This window comes from Kocuria sp. CPCC 205231 (assembly GCF_040980965.1).
GTDB lineage: Bacteria > Actinomycetota > Actinomycetes > Actinomycetales > Micrococcaceae > Kocuria > Kocuria rosea.
In genome coordinates this window covers 85,086-101,338 of record NZ_JAVKPP010000005.1, presented here as the reverse complement: position 1 = coordinate 101,338, position 16,253 = coordinate 85,086, and the positions used below count along the sequence as shown (strand labels likewise).

Annotated in this window: 15 protein-coding genes; 7 read left to right on the top strand and 8 right to left on the bottom strand. The window is 75.2% G+C overall.

The genetic code is table 11. The features are described from left to right. Positions 1 to 152: 152 nt before the first annotated feature. Positions 153 to 2,456, bottom strand: a complete 2,304-nt coding sequence (locus RF640_RS06580; RefSeq protein ID WP_368827182.1) for a glycosyltransferase — start codon at positions 2,454 to 2,456, stop codon at positions 153 to 155. A 385-nt stretch (positions 2,457 to 2,841) separates the two neighbouring features. On the opposite strand from RF640_RS06580, the gene RF640_RS06575 reads away from it, so the two are divergent. After that, positions 2,842 to 3,492, top strand: a complete 651-nt coding sequence (locus RF640_RS06575) for a LuxR C-terminal-related transcriptional regulator (protein ID WP_109269226.1) — start codon at positions 2,842 to 2,844, stop codon at positions 3,490 to 3,492. A 382-nt stretch (positions 3,493 to 3,874) separates the two neighbouring features. Continuing rightward, positions 3,875 to 5,296, top strand: coding sequence for an FAD-binding oxidoreductase (locus RF640_RS06570; protein WP_368827180.1), 1,422 nt, complete (start codon positions 3,875 to 3,877; stop codon positions 5,294 to 5,296). A gap of 9 nt (positions 5,297 to 5,305) precedes the next feature. Here the strand turns inward: RF640_RS06570 and RF640_RS06565 are convergent, their stop codons facing one another. Genes RF640_RS06565 through RF640_RS06555 form a run of 3 tightly spaced genes read right to left on the bottom strand, consistent with a single transcriptional unit; the run spans position 5,306 to position 8,402 of the window. Beyond that, positions 5,306 to 5,617, bottom strand: coding sequence for an AzlD domain-containing protein (locus RF640_RS06565; protein ID WP_035925411.1), 312 nt, complete (start codon positions 5,615 to 5,617; stop codon positions 5,306 to 5,308). Next, positions 5,614 to 6,348 carry an AzlC family ABC transporter permease gene (locus tag RF640_RS06560; RefSeq protein ID WP_109221832.1) on the bottom strand — a complete coding sequence of 245 codons (735 nt, stop codon included), beginning with the start codon at positions 6,346 to 6,348 and terminating at the stop codon, positions 5,614 to 5,616. The genes RF640_RS06565 and RF640_RS06560 overlap by 4 nt, the downstream gene beginning before the upstream one ends. Continuing rightward, positions 6,345 to 8,402, bottom strand: coding sequence for a glycoside hydrolase family 15 protein (locus tag RF640_RS06555; protein ID WP_229586907.1), 2,058 nt, complete (start codon positions 8,400 to 8,402; stop codon positions 6,345 to 6,347). Before RF640_RS06555 ends, RF640_RS06560 begins: the two co-directional genes overlap by 4 nt. 98 nt (positions 8,403 to 8,500) lie before the next feature. Between RF640_RS06555 and RF640_RS06550 the strand changes: the two genes are divergently transcribed. From RF640_RS06550 to RF640_RS06540, 3 genes are all read left to right on the top strand, one after another. Further along, positions 8,501 to 8,812: a metal-sensitive transcriptional regulator gene (locus RF640_RS06550; protein WP_017832956.1), complete on the top strand. Its 312-nt coding sequence runs from the start codon at positions 8,501 to 8,503 to the stop codon at positions 8,810 to 8,812. Positions 8,813 to 8,856: 44 nt separating this feature from the next. Then, the gene (locus RF640_RS06545; RefSeq protein WP_017832955.1) at positions 8,857 to 9,066 is read left to right on the top strand and encodes a heavy-metal-associated domain-containing protein; all 210 of its coding nucleotides are present in this window, start codon (positions 8,857 to 8,859) and stop codon (positions 9,064 to 9,066) included. 67 nt (positions 9,067 to 9,133) lie between these two features. Next, positions 9,134 to 11,356 (top strand): cation-translocating P-type ATPase, encoded by a 2,223-nt coding sequence (locus RF640_RS06540; RefSeq protein WP_242630446.1) that lies wholly within the window; start codon positions 9,134 to 9,136, stop codon positions 11,354 to 11,356. A gap of 83 nt (positions 11,357 to 11,439) precedes the next feature. Here RF640_RS06540 and RF640_RS06535 read toward each other — a convergent pair whose 3' ends face one another. The 4 genes from RF640_RS06535 to RF640_RS06520 form a co-directional block, all read right to left on the bottom strand. Next, positions 11,440 to 11,631 carry a hypothetical protein gene (locus RF640_RS06535; RefSeq protein WP_017832953.1) on the bottom strand — a complete coding sequence of 64 codons (192 nt, stop codon included), beginning with the start codon at positions 11,629 to 11,631 and terminating at the stop codon, positions 11,440 to 11,442. A 219-nt stretch (positions 11,632 to 11,850) separates the two neighbouring features. Then, complete coding sequence (locus tag RF640_RS06530; RefSeq protein ID WP_017832952.1) at positions 11,851 to 12,300, bottom strand: hypothetical protein; 450 nt, start codon at positions 12,298 to 12,300, stop codon at positions 11,851 to 11,853. Between the two features lie 61 nt (positions 12,301 to 12,361). Further along, positions 12,362 to 12,952: a DUF308 domain-containing protein gene (locus RF640_RS06525; protein WP_017832951.1), complete on the bottom strand. Its 591-nt coding sequence runs from the start codon at positions 12,950 to 12,952 to the stop codon at positions 12,362 to 12,364. Positions 12,953 to 13,019: 67 nt separating this feature from the next. Beyond that, positions 13,020 to 14,570: a PLP-dependent aminotransferase family protein gene (locus RF640_RS06520; protein ID WP_368827176.1), complete on the bottom strand. Its 1,551-nt coding sequence runs from the start codon at positions 14,568 to 14,570 to the stop codon at positions 13,020 to 13,022. A gap of 94 nt (positions 14,571 to 14,664) precedes the next feature. Between RF640_RS06520 and pdxS the strand changes: the two genes are divergently transcribed. Together pdxS and pdxT are read left to right on the top strand one after the other, a co-directional pair. Then, complete coding sequence (gene pdxS / locus RF640_RS06515) at positions 14,665 to 15,630, top strand: pyridoxal 5'-phosphate synthase lyase subunit PdxS (protein WP_368827174.1); 966 nt, start codon at positions 14,665 to 14,667, stop codon at positions 15,628 to 15,630. After that, entirely contained in the window at positions 15,624 to 16,229 is a 606-nt protein-coding gene (gene pdxT, locus RF640_RS06510) for a pyridoxal 5'-phosphate synthase glutaminase subunit PdxT (RefSeq protein WP_211309910.1), read from the top strand. Before pdxS ends, pdxT begins: the two co-directional genes overlap by 7 nt. Positions 16,230 to 16,253: the final 24 nt, after the last annotated feature.

The following is a 16,253-nucleotide window of genomic DNA, read 5'->3' as shown; positions in this document are numbered from 1 at the left end:
GTGCGGACACTGCGCGAAGGGCGCGTCCGGGACGGAATTCGCACGTCCCGGACGCGCCCAAGGGTGAAGCATGTCACACGGACGGGAGAACTGGAAAGCAACCTGCCGACCGGCCGCGCCGGAGCGGGCCGGAGCGGGCCGGAGCGGGCCGCTCATCCTCCGCGCAGGGCCCGCCACGCACGCCGCCAGAAGGCGAGGAAGCCCTTCTCCGCCACGACCTGCTCGAGCCGTTCGATCTGCCGGGTCTGGGCGCGGACCACTTCCAGGAGCTCGTGCGCGAGCTCCTCGGCGGCGTCCAGCCTCCGGTGCAGGGCGCCGGCCTCCTCCGCCGCGGCCCGCCGCAGGTAGAGCGGCAGGCCGATCCCGTGCTCCGCGCTCCACTGCCTGAGATGGCGCTCGCGCACCGCCGCCTCGCCCCGCGCCAAGGCGCGCCCGTCGGTCCGGTCCCGCCGGGCGGTCGGGCGCGCGGGGAGCAGGCCCACGGTGAACGTCTCCAGGAAGCGGATCACGAACTCCCAGCGCTCCGCGGCGCCGATGGTCTCGTCGTAGTCGCCCAGCACCCCGTGCACCGCGCGCCGGTACAGGAACGGCGCGTCGACCGCGGTGCGGTCGCCGTCCAGCACGTCGGTGAGGGTGAGGGCCTCCCGGTCCGTCGGCACGAGATTCCGTCCCGGCCGACCGGCCGGTACGTCTCGGCCGGTCCCGGGCGGATTCTCAGTCGGCACCACGACCCCGTCGTCGGTCACGAGGGGATCCTCGAGGTGCGCCACGGCGCGCTGCAGGAGCTCGGGCGGCCAGGGCTCCGAGCCGTCGTGCAGGACGACGAGTTCAGACTCCCCTGCCCGCAGCCCACGGTTGGCGGCCGCCGCGGCACCGAGGGCCCTGCGGTGGTGGAGGACCGTCGCGCGCCCCGCGAGCTCGTCCCGGCGCGGCGCCAGGACCGCGTCCACCTCGGCGGGGTTCCCGCCGTCGTCCACGAGGACCAGTCGCCAGTCGGTGAACGTCTGCGCCAGGAGGTCGTCGACGGCCCGGCCCAGGCGCGCCGGGGCGCCGTGGTGCCGCAGCAGGACCGCGACGGTGGGCCGTTCGGGCGGCACCGTGGGAACGGTGTACCGGCGGCGGAGGGCACGCACCACCGGGGCACCGACCCCGCGCGGCGCCGCCACCGTTCCTACCGCGGGCCGGGGCTCCTGACCGCGGAGCGCCCCGGCCACGTCGTCCCACCACCGGGCCGCCGCTTCCCGGACCGCCGGCTCGGCGTCCGCCAGCGCGGCGCGCACCGCCCCCCGGTGCTCCACGGCCTCCGCCGCCCACTGCTGGAGGGCCGCACGGGTGTCCCACGCCACGTCGCCGGGGGTGAGCAGCGCCGCCAGGGGAACGACGGCACCTTCCAGCCCCCAGCGGCTCAGCACGCCGTTCATGTCGTCCATGGAATATTTGTCCGGACCCACCGGGAGGACGACGGCCCGTGCCGCGAGGCCGAGGGCCGCACCGCGGGAGCAGGTGGTCAGGACCCAGTCCGCCCGGAGCGCCTCCGTGCCGGCCTCTCCCGGAGCCGCGCGCACCCGGTGGACGTCGCCCGGAAGCAGCGCGGCCACGTCCGCCGCGAACTCCTCGTCGGCCGGGGCGCCGCCGCATGCCAGGAGCGTGACCGCTGCGCCCGTCCGGTGCACCAGCGCGTCCAGCAGGGCGGCGAGCACGGGGGCGAGCCGCTCCGGCGGGAAGGGACCGGCCGGCCGCCGCACTGCGGCGAGGATCCGCGGCGGCCCCGCCGGCGCCCCCGGCTCCTCCGCCGACCCGCCCAGCTCGTCCTGCCGCTCGGCCCGTCCGTCCGGATCCGCCGACTCCGCGGCCGGCCCCTCCCACTCCTCCTGCGCCCGCCCGGCCGGGGAGCTCCACTCTCCTGGGCGACGTGTCGGCCCGTCCTGCTCGAGCGGCCGGGCCGGGGCGGCGGGACGCGGGAGGAGGAGCGCGTCCTCCCAGCCGACGCGCAGGCCGGGGTGCTCGGGGCACAGCCGGCGGGCCACCGCCAGGGACGTCCCGTCCCGCAGCCCCACGAGGGAGGCGAGCGGGAGGAGCCGGCGCACGATCTCCTCCGGGACGGCATCGGGGTCGAGGGCCAGGCCGGTGACGACGACCGGCCGGCCCGCCGCCGCAGCGGCCCTCGCCCGGTCGAGCCAGAGGAGCAGCCCGGTGTCGCCCACGGGAGCATCCGCCCCGAGACCGGCCAGCAGGAGCGCCTCCGCCTCGGACCGCGGTGCGGGATCGCCGCCTGCGGGCCCGTGCTCCCGGAAGCCCTCCTCCCCTGCGGTCGTGAGCACCGGGTCCGCCCCCGGATCGAGGAGCCGGGGGGCGAGGCCGCGCAGGGAGAGCTCCTCGAGGATTCCGCGGAGCTCGCGAGCCGCTCCCGGCCGGAGTCCCTGCCCGCCCGATCCCGGAAGAACGTCGGTGTGCATGACGGTACGGACCTTTCCTCGACCGGTGCGGGCTCCCCCATTCTTCCAGCCGCACCGCTTCCGCCGGCCCCGGCCCCGGCACGGCCCGTCGGGCGGCGTGCGGTGTGCGAAGTTGCAGGTCCGCACGGAATCGCCTTGCCCGCGCGCGGGCGGGTCCGCCACTGTGGAGGAACACACTGCACCATCTCCGCCGGCGGCGACCGCCCGGAGGACCCCCTGCCCCGATGGCCCCCGCCACACCGCCCTGTATTCCACAAAGGACATATGGGCGTTCGGCGCCGGTCCCGCCGCAGGACACGGCCCTCCCGCTGCCGGAGCGGACCGGCGATCCCCGGCCGCGGAGATCCCGCCCACCTCACAGCGGGAGACGTCGAGGAGCCCCACCATGTTGAACGCCGCCGTGATCAGCCCCCAGCCCATGACGCGCATCGCGATGCAGCGCGAGGCCCTCGAGCACCCCGAGCACGGCGTGCGCGTGAGCGCGGTGGCGGGCAGCGTCCCGGAGTTCCTGGCCGAGAACCCGGCCGAGGAGATGGTGGTCCTGCTGAGCCTGAACACCCTGGACGGCCGCAACCTCGTGCAGAACGTCACGGACCTCACCGCGCAGGAGCACACCGTGGTGGTGCTGGTGCCGCCGGACGACCTCGCCCGGGTCCGGTCCGCCTTCACCTGCGGGGCGGCCGGTGCCGTGGGCAAGTGGGAGCCCATCCGGACCGTCTTCCGCACCATGCGGCTCTCCCGGCAGCTGGGCCACTTCGTGAGCGACGTGCTCCAGTCGGCTCTGGCCGAGCTGCCCAGCAGAGCTCCCGCGAAGCTCTCCGCCCGGGAGCGCCAGGTGCTCGCGCTCTACGTGGACGGACTCCAGGAGCAGGAGGTGGCCGCGCTGCTGGAGATCGCCGAGTCCACGGTGGAGGAGCACCTCAAGCGGATCCGCCGCAAGTACGCCGCGGTGGAGCGGCCGGCCCGCACCAAGCTCGAGCTCTACAAGCGGGCCATCGAGGACGGGATCATTCCCCCGGTGCTGCCGCTCGCCTGAGCACCGGATCGGACGTTCCCCGCGTCCACGGGCCGTCCCGTCCGGCCCACGCCCGTCCGGCCGACGCCCGTCCGACCCACGCCCGTCCGACCCACGCCCGGCCGAACGGTGTCCGGCCAGGTGCGCCCGGACCGTTGTGCCCGGACCGTTGTGCGGGGGCCGTTGTGCGGGGCAGGGGACGCTCCTACCCTGGAGACAGCACCACTGCGCGCCGTTCCGCATCCCCCCGCACCGGAACTCCAGCCCCGGCGGGGCCGAGCGCCCGGACCGCTCCGAGTCCGCCCGTGACCCTTCCGGCATCGCCGACGACGGTCCGCGCACCGCCGTCGAGCACGAGCACCAGCCCGGGGGCGCGCGCCCCCGCCCACAGGAAGCCAGCCCCATGAATGCCGTGGACCGCGGGGAGCACGACCAGGAGATCGCCCGAGAGCTCGAGAGGCTGCGCACCCATCTCACCGGGACGCTGGTCGAGCCCGACGACCCGCTCTACGACGAGGCGAGACGGGTCTGGAACGGCATGGTCGACGTGCGGCCCCGCGCGGTCGTGCAGGCCGGCGCGGTGTCCGACATCGACCCGGTGCTGGCCGCCGCGCAGCACACGGACCTGCCGCTGGCGGTCCGCGGCGGCGGGCACAACGGGGCCGGCCACGGCACGGTGGAGGGCGGGCTCGTCCTGGACCTCGGCGCGCTGCGGCGGGTCGAGGTGGACCCGGGGACCCGGCGCGTGACCGTGGAGCCGGGCGCCACCCTGGCCGACGTCGACCGCGCGACCGTCCCCCACGGTCTCGCGGTACCCCTCGGCGTGGTGAGCGCCACCGGGGTCGCGGGCCTGACCGTGGGCGGGGGCGTCGGCTGGCTGACGCGCAGCAACGGCCTGAGCCTCGACAACCTCGTGGACGCCGAGGTGATCACCGGGACCCGGGAGCACCTGCACGCCAACGCGGAGCACAACCCTGACCTGTTCTGGGGGATCCGCGGCGGCGGGGGGAACTTCGGCGTCGTGACCTCCTTCACGTTCCAGGCCAGGGAGCTGCCCGCCTCCGTCCTGGGCGGGAACCTGTTCTACCGGCACGAGCACTGGCGCGCGGCCCTGCAGGCCTTCGCCCGCTGGACCGACGACCTGCCGGACGAGATGAACGGCATCGTCTCGATCCTCCGGCTGCCGCCCAGCTTCGGGATGGGCGACGAGCCCTGGCTGATCATCGGCTTCGCCTGGATGTCGCCCGACCACGCCGAGGGCCTGCGCCTGGTCGACCGGCTGCGGGCCGACGCCCCGCCGGACGAGGAGGAGGTCGGCCCGGTGCAGTGGACCGAGTGGCAGACGGCCATGGACGAGCTCTTCCCGAAGGGGGCCCGCGGCTACTGGAAGAACGCCTCGTTCTCCCGTCTGGACGACGAGGTGGTCGACGCCCTGCTCGGCGCCGCCTCGGAGATCACCTGGTTCGGCACGGGCATCGACATCCACCACATGGAAGGGTTCTTCGGGCGCGTGCCCGCCGGCGCCACCGCCTTCCCCAACCGGTCCGCGCGCTACTGGCTCAACGTCTACGGCTACTGGCCGGACGCCGCCGACGACGCCCGCCTCACGGCGTTCGCCCGGAAGGCCCACGCCGCCGTGGAACCGTTCGCCGACGCCGGCCTCTACGTGAACTTCCTCGGTGCCGAGCACGGCCCCGTCACGCCCGAGGCCGCGCGGCAGGCCTACGGGGAGCGGACGCACCGGCGTCTCGTCGAGCTGAAGAACCGCTACGACCCGGGCAACCTGTTCCGGCTCAACCACAACATCCTGCCGAGCGTCGCCTGACGCGAGGCGTCAGGGCGCGCCGAGCAGCCGGAGCACGGCCGCCGCGACCGCCCCCAGCACCACCACCAGCAGGAACGGGGCCCGCAGCATCAGGGCCGTTCCCGCCACGAGCAGCGCGCCCAGCCGGGCGTCCAGCACCAGCTCCTGGCCGGAGCCGAACGCGTTCATGACCACGAGCGCGGCGAGCAGACCCACGGTGACGGTGCCGGCCATGCGCCCGACGCGCGGGTCGTCCAGCACCCGGTCCGGCACGAGGTAGCCGACGAGCTTCAGGGCGTAGGCGAGCGCGCACGCCCCGAGCACCCAGAACCACATGCTCACGCCTCCGCCCCCTCGGCGCCGGGGCCGGACGCCGCGCCGGACGGGGCCGGCCCGGGACCGCGGGAGCGGCCCAGGAACGCGGCGACCACGGCGGCCACGAGGATCGGCAGGCCCGCCGGCAGCACCGGGATCGTCAGGGCCGTGACGAGGCCGCAGACCACCGCGACCGCCACGGGCTCCCGGGCGCTCAGCCGCGGCCACAGCAGGCCCAGGAACGCGGCCACCGCGGCGCCGTCCAGGCCCCACCGCGCGGGATCGCCGAGGGCGTTGCCCAGCAGGGCGCCCAGCACGGTGAACAGGTTCCAGAGCGCGAACACGCCCAGGCCCGCGGTCCAGAAGCCCCGCCGCTCCTCGACGGGGTGCACCTGGGAGGACGCGGCCGCGTTGGACTCGTCGATGGTCACGTGCGCGGCGAGGAGCCGGCGCCAGCCCCGCGGGCGGACGAGGGCGTTCATGCTCATCCCGTAGACGGCGTTGCGGATCCCGAGCAGCGTGGCGGCGCCCAGCGCCGAGGCCCCGGCCCCTCCGCCCGAGACCACGCCGATGAAGGCGAACTGGGAGCCGCCCGTGAACATGAGCGCGGACAGGGCGACGGTCTGCCAGAAGGTCAGTCCCGCCGCCACGGACAGGGCGCCGAAGGAGATGCCGTACAGCCCGGTGGCCACGGACACGGACAGCCCGATCCGGACCGCCGGCGAGGACCGCCAGTCGACCGGAGCCGCGTGGCTCACGAGGCGCCTCCGGGAACGGCGGAGACCCCGCCCGTGCCCGCCTCGGCCGCAGCCGGGGTCTCGGCCGGGCTCTCGTGCGGCGCCGCCGGGGCGCGGCGCCCCTGGGCGGCGTCGAGGGCGTCCAGGGCCTGGACGAGGGCGAGGTGGGTGAAGGTCTGCGGGAAGTTGCCGGTCATCCGCCGCTGCTCGGGCGACCACTCGGTGGAGAGCAGCCCGAGGTCGTTGGCGCGGGACAGCACGGAGTCCACGAGCTTCCGGGCGCTGTCCGTGCGGCCCGAGCGCGCGTACTGGGCGGCGAGCCACAGGGACGCGCCGAGGTGCGGGTTGTCCTGGCCGGGGAAGCCGTCCACCCCGATGACCCCGGCGTACGCGTCGGGGTCATCGGGGTCCACCGGGCCCAGGACGTTGCGGTAGCGGTGGATGAGCCCGCTGGGGTGCCGCAGCTCCTCCTCGATCCGCCGCACGGTGCCGAGCATCCGCTCGTCGTCGTAGGCCACGAACCCCACCTGCGGCAGCTGGAGCAGGGAGGCGTCCACGGTCTTCGCCCCGTAGTACTGCACGAAGGAGCCGACCTCGGGGTCGTAGCCGCTGGTCCAGATCTCCTCCGCGAGGGCGTCCCGCAGCTGCTCCCACAGCTGCGCGTCGCCGGGCAGGCCGTGCACGCGCACGGCGTCCACGCCGCACTGGAGCGCCGCCCACATCAGCACGCGCGAGTGCGTGTAGTACTGCCGTTCGCCGCGCATCTCCCAGAGGCCCTGGTCCGTGACCTCGTAGTTCTCCACGACCGAGCGGAGCATCGCCTGCTGCAGGGGCCAGGAGAGGTGGTCCTCCACGGCGCCGCGCCGGCGGAGCTTCTCGAACACCACCATGACGTGCCCCACGGCGTCCGACTGGTGCTGGCCCGCGGCGCCGTTGCCCTCGCGGACCGGCCGGGAGCGCTCGTAGCCGGGCAGGTCGAGCTGGTGCTCGCGCCCGCGGCGCTCCCCCGCGACCCCGTAGATGTTCTGCAGGTCGTGCGGGTCGCCCGCCACGGCGCGCAGGAGCCAGTTGCGCAGCTGGGCGGCCTCGCGGTCGTGGTCGTGGTCGAGCATGACCTCGAGGGCCATCGCGGCGTCCCGCAGCCAGGCGAAGCGGTGGTCCCAGTTGCGCTCCCCTCCCACCACGTCCGGCAGGGACGTGGTGGGGGCGGCCACGAGCCCGCCCGTCTCCTGGTGCATCAGCGCCCGCACCACGAGCAGCGAGCGCCGGACCACGTCCGAGCGCCGGGCCACGGCGTGGCCGCGGACCGGGACGATGTGCACGGGCTCGTCCTCCCCGACGGCCGGCGGGGAGTACAGCCCGGACCAGTCCTGCCACAGCTCCACGGTCCGGGTGAGCTGCTCGTTGACGTCGACCGGCGCCGGGGGCGTGCGGTGGGACGGGAAGTGCGTGAGGACGAAGTCCCGTGCCTGGCCGGCGGAGACGGTGAAGGTCCCGCGGTGGCGGCGCTCGTCGTCGTCGTCCGTGGACTCGGGGAGGGGCTCACCGCGCAGGACGAGGGCGTCCGGGCCGGCCATGGCCACGAGCATGGGGGGCGCGGGGTCGCCGCCGCCGGGGTCCTCCTCCCCCTCGAAGCGGCTGACCCAGGGGACCACGGCGCCGTAGCCGAAGCGCACCCGCAGCTCGTGGTACATCTCGACCTCGCCGGTGAGGCCCTCGACGCGGCGGACCACGTCCGTGCGGGAGGTCAGCGGGAGGAAGTCGGTCACGCGCACGGACCCCGAGTCGGTGACCCACACGGTCTGCAGCACGAACGTGTTCTCCACGTAGAACCGCTCGGCGACCTGGGCGCCGCTGTCCTCCTCGTCGAGGACCTCGCCGTCGGCCCCCTCCGCGACCGTGCACGCGGGGGCGAGCAGCCACCGCCCGTGGTCGGGCTCCCCCAGCAGGGCGCCGAAGACCGAGGGGGAGTCGAACCGGGGCGCACACAGCCAGTCGATGGACCCGGTGCGGGAGACGAGCGGACCCGTGCGCATGTTCGAGAGCAGGGCGTAGTCCTCGATCAGTGAAGCCATGCCTCAAGATTGGCACATCGCCGGGCCGCGGCGGACCGGCCGCTTGAGCTATACCCCCAAGGGGTATACAGTGGCTGCAGGACGACCGAGGAGGACCCATGACCCAGACCCCGCCGCACGGGTACACCCAGGACAAGGACGCGTACCTCAAGCGCCTGCGGCGCATCGAGGGCCAGGTCCGGGGCATCCACCGGATGGTCGAGGAGGACAAGTACTGCATCGACGTCCTCACCCAGATCTCCGCGATCCAGTCAGCCCTCAAGGCCGTGAGCCTGGGCCTGCTGGACGAGCACCTGAGCCACTGCGTCGTGGGCGCCGTCGAGGCCGCCCAGGAGTCCGGGGACGTCACGAGTGTCGACGACAAGCTCCAGGAGGCGTCCGCGGCCATCGCGCGCCTGCTCAAGAGCTGACCCACCCCGCTGAACCACCCCACCGAAACCCCGAGGAGCCCATCGTGCAGACCACCGTCAACGTTTCCGGAATGACCTGCGGCCACTGCGTCAGGTCCGTCACCGAGGAGCTCACCGAGCTGGAGGGCGTCGAGTCCGTCGACGTCGACCTCGTGGCCGGCGGGGTCTCCCCCGTGGTCGTGACGTCCACCCGCGAGCTGTCGGCGGCCGAGATCGAGGAGGCCGTCGAGGAAGCGGGGTACACCGTTGCCTGAGACCCGCACGCCCGTCCCCACCGAGGTCGCCGGGCATCTGCGCACCCTCGAGCTCGAGATCACGGGCATGACGTGCTCCTCGTGCGTCAGCCGGGTCGAGAAGAAGCTGGGCCGGCTCGACGGCGTCGACGCCTCCGTCAACCTCGCCCTCGAGACCGCCACCGTCCACGTCCCCGCGGGCGTGAGCGACCAGCAGGTCGTCGAGACGGTCGAGAAGGCCGGGTACGGGGCCGTCCTCAAGAACGCGCCCGGGGGCGACGACGCCGGCGGCCCGGACGGCTCCGACGCCATGGCCCGGGTCGCCGGGCGCGAGGCGTCCTCGCTGCGCTCGCCCGAGTCCCTGCGCCGGCGCCTCCTCGTGGCGGCCGCGCTCTCCCTCCCGGTGTTCGTGATCTCGATGCTGCCCGGCTTCCAGTTCCCGCACTGGGGCTGGGTGGTCGCGGCCCTGAGCCTGCCGGTCGTGACGTGGGCCGCGTGGCCGTTCCACCGCTCGGCGGCGGTCAACGCCCGGCACCTGACCTCCACCATGGACACCCTCGTGTCCCTGGGCGTGTCCGCCGCGTACCTGTTCTCGCTGTGGAACCTGCTGCGCGAGCCCGGCATGACGGCCGGCGCGATGCTCGGCCACGCGATGGACATGAGCGGGCACCAGCTCTACTTCGAGACCGGCGCCCTGGTCACCGCATTCCTGCTGCTGGGCCGCTACCTGGAGGCCCGGGCGAAGGCCCGCTCCGGCGAGGCGCTGCGCGCGCTGCTGGAGCTCGGCGCAAAGGACGCGGTGGTCCTGCGGGACGGCGTGGAGACGAGCGTGCCCGCGGAGCAGCTGCGCCCGGGGGACCTGGTCGTCGTGCGCCCCGGCGAGAAGATCGCCGCCGACGGCGTGGTCGTGGACGGCCGCTCGGCCGTGGACACGTCCCTGCTCACCGGCGAGTCCCTCCCGGTGGAGGTGGAGGTCGGCGACACCGTCACCGGCGCCACGATCAACACCAACGGCCGGCTGCTGGTCGAGGCGACCCGCGTGGGCGCCGACACCACCCTGGCCCAGATGGGCCGGATGGTGTCCCGGGCGCAGGCGAGCAAGGCCCCCGTGGCACGGCTGGCCGACCGGATCTCCGGGGTCTTCGTCCCGGTCGTCCTGGTGATCGCCCTCGCCACGCTGGCCGGCTGGCTCCTGCTGACCGGGGACGTGAACGCGTCCTTCGTGGCCGCGGTCTCCGTGCTCGTGATCGCCTGCCCCTGCGCCCTCGGCCTGGCCACCCCCACGGCCCTGCTCACCGGCACGGGGCGCGGCGCGCAGCTGGGCATCCTGATCAAGGGCGCCGAGGTGCTCGAGGACACCCGCACCGTGGACACCGTGGTGCTGGACAAGACGGGCACCGTCACGAGCGGGCAGCTCTCCGTGGCGGCCGTGACGCCCGTGTCCGGGTACTCCCGGGACCAGGTGCTGGACCTCGCGGCCACCGTGGAGCAGCACTCCGAGCACCCCATCGCGCGGGCGGTCGCCGCGGCCACCCCGCACCGGTTCCCGGTCTCCGGGTTCGTCTCGGCCCCCGGCGGCGGCGTCCGCGCGCACGTGGCGGACGGGATGCACTCCCGCTCGGTGGTGGTCGGGCGCACCACGTGGCTGTCCGAGAACGGCGTGCGCCTGGACGGCGCCCAGCTCGACGCGCTGCGCCGCGCCCAGGAGGGCGGGTTCACCACGATCCTCGTGGCCGTCGACGGGGCCCTCGTCGGCTTCGTCGACCTGCGCGACACCGTCAAGGACGACGCCCGCGAGGCGGTCGCCCGGCTCAAGGAGCTGGGCCTGCGGCCCATGCTGCTGACCGGCGACAACGAGCCCGTGGCCCGGGCCGTCGCCGCGGAGGCGGGCATCGCCGCCGAGGACGTCGTGGCCGACGTCAGCCCGGAGGGCAAGGTCGCGGTGGTCCGCGATCTCCAGGACGACGGCCGCGTGGTCGCCATGGTGGGCGACGGGGTCAACGACGCCGCGGCCCTGGCGCAGGCCGACCTCGGGATCGCGATGGGCGCCGGCACGGACGCGGCGATCGAGGCCGCGGACATCACGGTGGTGCGCAGCGACGTCGGGTCGGTGCCCACGGCCATCGCCCTGTCCCGCCGGACCCTGTCGATCATCAAGTCGAACCTGTTCTGGGCCTTCGCCTACAACACGGTGGCCATCCCCGTGGCCGCCGCGGGGCTGCTCAACCCCGTGATCGCGGGTGCCGCCATGGCCTTCAGCTCCGTGTTCGTGGTGCTGAACTCGCTGCGGCTGCGGAGCTTCGGCCGCTGAGCCCGCCGGACGCGACGACGCCCCGGGAAGGACCATCGGCCCTTCCCGGGGCGTCGTGCGTTGTGTCAGGCGCTGGTCCGGGGTCAGACGGAGCCCGGGTCGACCGGGCTCTCCTCGTTCTCCTCGAGCTCGGGCACCTCGGACTTGTGGTCCTCCTGGGCCACGTCCGTGGGGTCCTCGTCGGCGCCGTCCTCCTGCTGGTCGGCCATCCGCTGCTGGACCTTGCGCTCGAACTCCTCGTCGCCCTCGGTGGGCGGTTCCGGCTGCTGGCTCATGCTGGTTCCCGTCGTCCGGTCTCGAGCAGGGCGCGGGTTCGGGCCCTGCTGCTCAGGTGCCGTCCCAATCTACCCAGCGCCCGGCCGGACGCGACAGGGCTGTCCGCCGGAGCGGGCCCCTCCCGGGAGCGGGCGCGGAGCGCGCAGGGCCCCGGAACGAGCGGGACCCCCGGGCGAGCGGGGTCCGGCTCGTTCGGGGGCCTCAGGCGGGCGGGATGCTCAGGCGCGCGGGGCGGGGCCGTCGTCGTCCGGGCCGTCCGCCGGGGCGGAGCCGTCGGCGGGGCGGCGGCCGAGGAGGTCCTCGCCCTCGGTGTCGGGCCGGACGCGCTGGCCGAACTCGGCCTCGCCGGGGGGCCGCGCGGCGGCCTGCCGCCGGGCCCGGGCCTCGGCGTAGAGCTTGGCCGAGGAGCGGTTGACGCCCGTGCCCGCGCCGAGGTGGGGGTCGTTGGGCTTCTCGACGATCATCAGCGTGGCGCTGATCACGAGCGTCACGATGAACGCGATGCCGGCGGCGATGAAGGCGAGGTCCAGGCGCAGGGCGTTGTCCGTGCCGCCGCTGGCGAAGATGCCCACGGCGACGAACGCGATCGCCGCGAGCACGGCGGACAGGATCAGGGGGCCCTTGACGTCGGCCCGGAAGCCGCCTCTCGAGCCCTTGCGCTGTGCCACTGGTCCTCCTCGTGAGCTGATGTCCCCGGCGGGGCCGGGGCCTGCCGTGCGGTAGCCCAGTCTACGCGGTCCCGGCGGGGGCCCGTCCCCGGCGGTCCTCGTGCCGGAGCGTGAGGGCGGCCAGCAGGTGGGTGACGCCGATGACCACCGCGGCGGCCCCCACCACCCCGAAGAGCGCCTTGGGGCCGAGGTCCACCACGAGCACGAGACCGGTGGCGGCGAGGACCGTGACCAGCCCGGCGATGGTCCAGTCGCGGCCCAGCGGGAAGGTCGTGCGGAACTTCAGCCCGAGCGCCAGCTCCGTGAGCCCGGCCAGGCCCATGATGGACGCCGCGTAGACCACGAGCCACGCGGGGGTGTCGGCGCCCAGGATCGTGAAGACCCCGCCCAGGAGGTACAGCACGCCGTAGGACTGCGGGATCTGCCGGGTGGGGCCCATGTCCACGTGGTCGTTGCCGTTGAGGCGCAGCTGCAGGAGCACGCTCGCCGCGCCCGTGAGCACGAGGTACAGCCCCACGCCCCAGGCCACCACGGGCAGCGTCGGCTCCTGCCAGAACACGGTCACGGCGCCGAACACCAGCGCCACGAGCGCGCGCAGCAGCGTGGGCGCGAACAGGTCGCGGTGGATGCCGGTGCTCGGGTCGGGGTTCACGGTGCGCCTTTCGGGAGCGTGCTCGCGGGAGGACCCCGGCGGGGAGACCCCCGGGGCACCGGCCAGTCTAGCGACCGCGTGCGGGGCCGGGCGCCGAGAGCACCCGGGCCAGGACCGCGAGGGCGTCCGGCAGGGCGTCCCCCTCCGGGGCGGCACCGGTGGCGCCGAAGCCGACGACGACGCCGCGGCGGCCGCCCCCCGCGCCGTGCGCCCAGTACGAGCCCAACGCCGCCACCCGCACGCCCGCGGCCGCGGCCCGATCCACGACGTCCTGCTCCGCCAGGGGCACCTCCCCGGTGAACTCGAGGACGACGTGCAGCCCCCCGTCCATGGGCACGGCCCGCACCCCGTGGACCCCGGCGAGGGCCGCGGTGAGCAGGTCCCGCCGGCGCCGGTACTCCCGCCGCATCCGGGCGGTGTGCCGGCGCAGGCCGCCGTCGGCCAGGAAGCGGGCCATGGCGTCCTGGGCGACCGCGGAGGCCGGGTTGCCGAGGTCCGTGCGCAGCCGCAGCAGGTCCTCCCGGAGGGCGGGCGGGGCCAGCAGGTAGCCGACCCCCAGCCCGGGCGCGAGGACCTTGGTGAACGAGCCCAGCGTGGCCACGTGGCCGCCGGCGCCGAGCAGCCGGCCGGGGGCGGGGGGCTCCGGGACGGCGCCCGGGGCGTGGTCGAGGGAGGACAGCGCGGGCAGCGGCTCGCCCACGTAGCGCAGCTCGGAGTCGTAGTCGTCCTCCACGATCAGCGCGTCGTGGGCGCGCGCCCAGCCGAGCAGCTCGAGCCGGCGGGCGGCGGGCATCGACGCCCCGAGGGGGTACTGGTGGCTGGGGGTGACGATCACGGCGTCCGGGGGCCGCTCGATCTCCCACTCCCCCGGGCCGGCCCACGCCCCGGACGGCAGCCGGGCGGGGTCGAGGCCCTGGTCGTCGATCGGCACCGGCAGCACCTCGTGGCCGAGCCGCTCCGGCACCCGGCGCAGCGAGGGGTAGCCGGGGTCCTCGACGGCGACGCGCAGCCCGCGGCCCGCGTGGCCGCCGAGCACCGCGAGCAGCAGCTGGAGCCCGTCCCGCGCGCCCGCCGTGACGAAGAGGTCCTCGGGGTCCCGGACCACGCCGCGCATCAGCCGCAGGTGCTCGGCGATCTGCTCGCGCAGCGGCTCCGAGCCCTGGGGCGGGGGCGCCCCCGTGCCGGCGGCGGCCGCGGCGTCCCGCCACGCGGCGCGCCACTGCGGGGTGGCCAGCCGTCCGGTGTCGGGCCGGCCGGGCGTGAGGTCGATCATGGGCCGCTCCCGGGTCCGGCGCCGCGGCGCCGCGGCCGGGCGGGGGCCGGGCCGGGCCGCCGGGGGCTCCGTGCGGGAGCGGGCCAGGTCGGGGTGGACCACGGTGGCGCCGTTGGTCGCGTGCAGATAGCCCTCGCCGTGGAGCTGGTCGTAGGCGGTGACCACGGAGCCGCGCGAGATCCCCAGCCGGGCGGCGAGCCCGCGGGTGGAGGGCAGCGCGTCCCCCGGGCGCAGGGTCCCGGAGACCACCAGCTCCCGCAGCTGCTGGACGAGCTGGGCGGGCAGCGGCGCGGGATCGGCCCGGTCCACGCGCACGGGCAGCTCGACGTCGTGGGGGTGCCGCACGGTCCGCTCCTCTCCCTCGGAACTCCTGTGGTCCAACAGATTCTATCGATGGTGGACCTGTCGGTGGACCACTTCCGGCCGCAGGATGGACTCCATGACCGATCTGCAGACTGCCCATGCCCAGAACTCCGCCGGCGGCACCACCCGCCCCACCGCCTCGGACGCGACCCCGCTGACCGGCTCCCCGCTCGTCAAGCGCGGCCTCGCCGACATGCTCAAGGGCGGCGTCATCATGGACGTCGTCACCGCCGAGCAGGCCCGCATCGCCGAGGACGCCGGCGCCGTGGCCGTGATGGCCCTCGAGCGCGTGCCGGCCGACATCCGCGCGCAGGGCGGCGTGGCCCGCATGTCCGACCCGGACCTGATCGAGGGCATCCAGGCCGCCGTCTCCATCCCCGTCATGGCGAAGGTGCGCATCGGCCACTTCGTGGAGGCGCAGGTGCTCGAGCACCTGAAGGTCGACTACATCGACGAGTCCGAGGTCCTCTCCCCCGCCGACTACGTCAACCACATCGACAAGCAGCGCTTCACCGTCCCGTTCGTGTGCGGGGCCACCAACCTGGGCGAGGCCCTGCGCCGGCTCGCCGAGGGCGCCGCGATGATCCGCTCCAAGGGCGAGGCCGGCACCGGCGACGTCTCCGAGGCCACCAAGCACATCCGCACCATCCGCGGGCAGATCGCCGAGCTGCAGGCCCTCTACCGGATCTCCCCCGACGCCCTCTACGTGAAGGCGAAGGAGCTCGCGGCCTCCTACGACATCGTCCTCGAGGTCGCCCGCACCGGGAAGCTGCCGGTCGTGCTGTTCACCGCCGGCGGCGTGGCCACCCCCGCGGACGCCGCCATGATGATGCAGCTCGGTGCCGACGGCGTGTTCGTGGGCTCCGGGATCTTCAAGTCCGGCAACCCCGCGGCCCGGGCGCAGGCCATCGTGAAGGCCACCGCCTACTTCGACGACCCCGAGAAGATCGCCGAGGCCTCCCGCGGGCTCGGCGAGGCGATGGTCGGCATCAACGTGGGCGACCTCCCGGCCCCGCACCGGCTCGCGGAGCGCGGCTGGTGAGTTCCGCGCCCCGCGTGGGCGTCCTCGCCCTCCAGGGCGGGGTCGCCGAGCACGCCGCGATGCTGCGGGAGCTGGGCGCCGAGCCCGTGCTCGTGAAGACGGCCGAGCAGCTCGCCGGGCTGGACGCGATCGTCCTGCCCGGCGGGGAGTCCTCCACCGTGGACCGGCTGCTGCGCCTGTTCGGGCTGCGGGAGCCGCTGCGGGACGCCGTGCTCGGCGGCCTGCCCACGCTGGGCACGTGCGCCGGCCTCATCCTGCTCGCGTCCGGCATCGAGGACCCCGCCCCCGGCCAGCAGACCCTCGAGGTCCTGGACGTCACCGTGGCCCGCAACGCGTTCGGACCCCAGACGGCCTCCGAGGAGGTCGTGCTCGCGTGGGGCCGCGGCGGGGACGTGGTGCGCGCGGCCTTCATCCGCGCCCCCGCGGTGACCCGCGTCGGCGAGGGCGTCGAGGTCCTCGCCCGGCACCGGGGCGAGGTGGTCGCGGTGGCGAGCGGCGCCGTCGTCGGCATCTCGTTCCACCCCGAGCTGACCGGGGAGACCACGGTGCACCGGCACCTGCTCTCCCTCGTGGCCGCCCGGCGCGGACTCCCCGCCTGAGCCGCCCCGCCCCGTGCGGGGCGG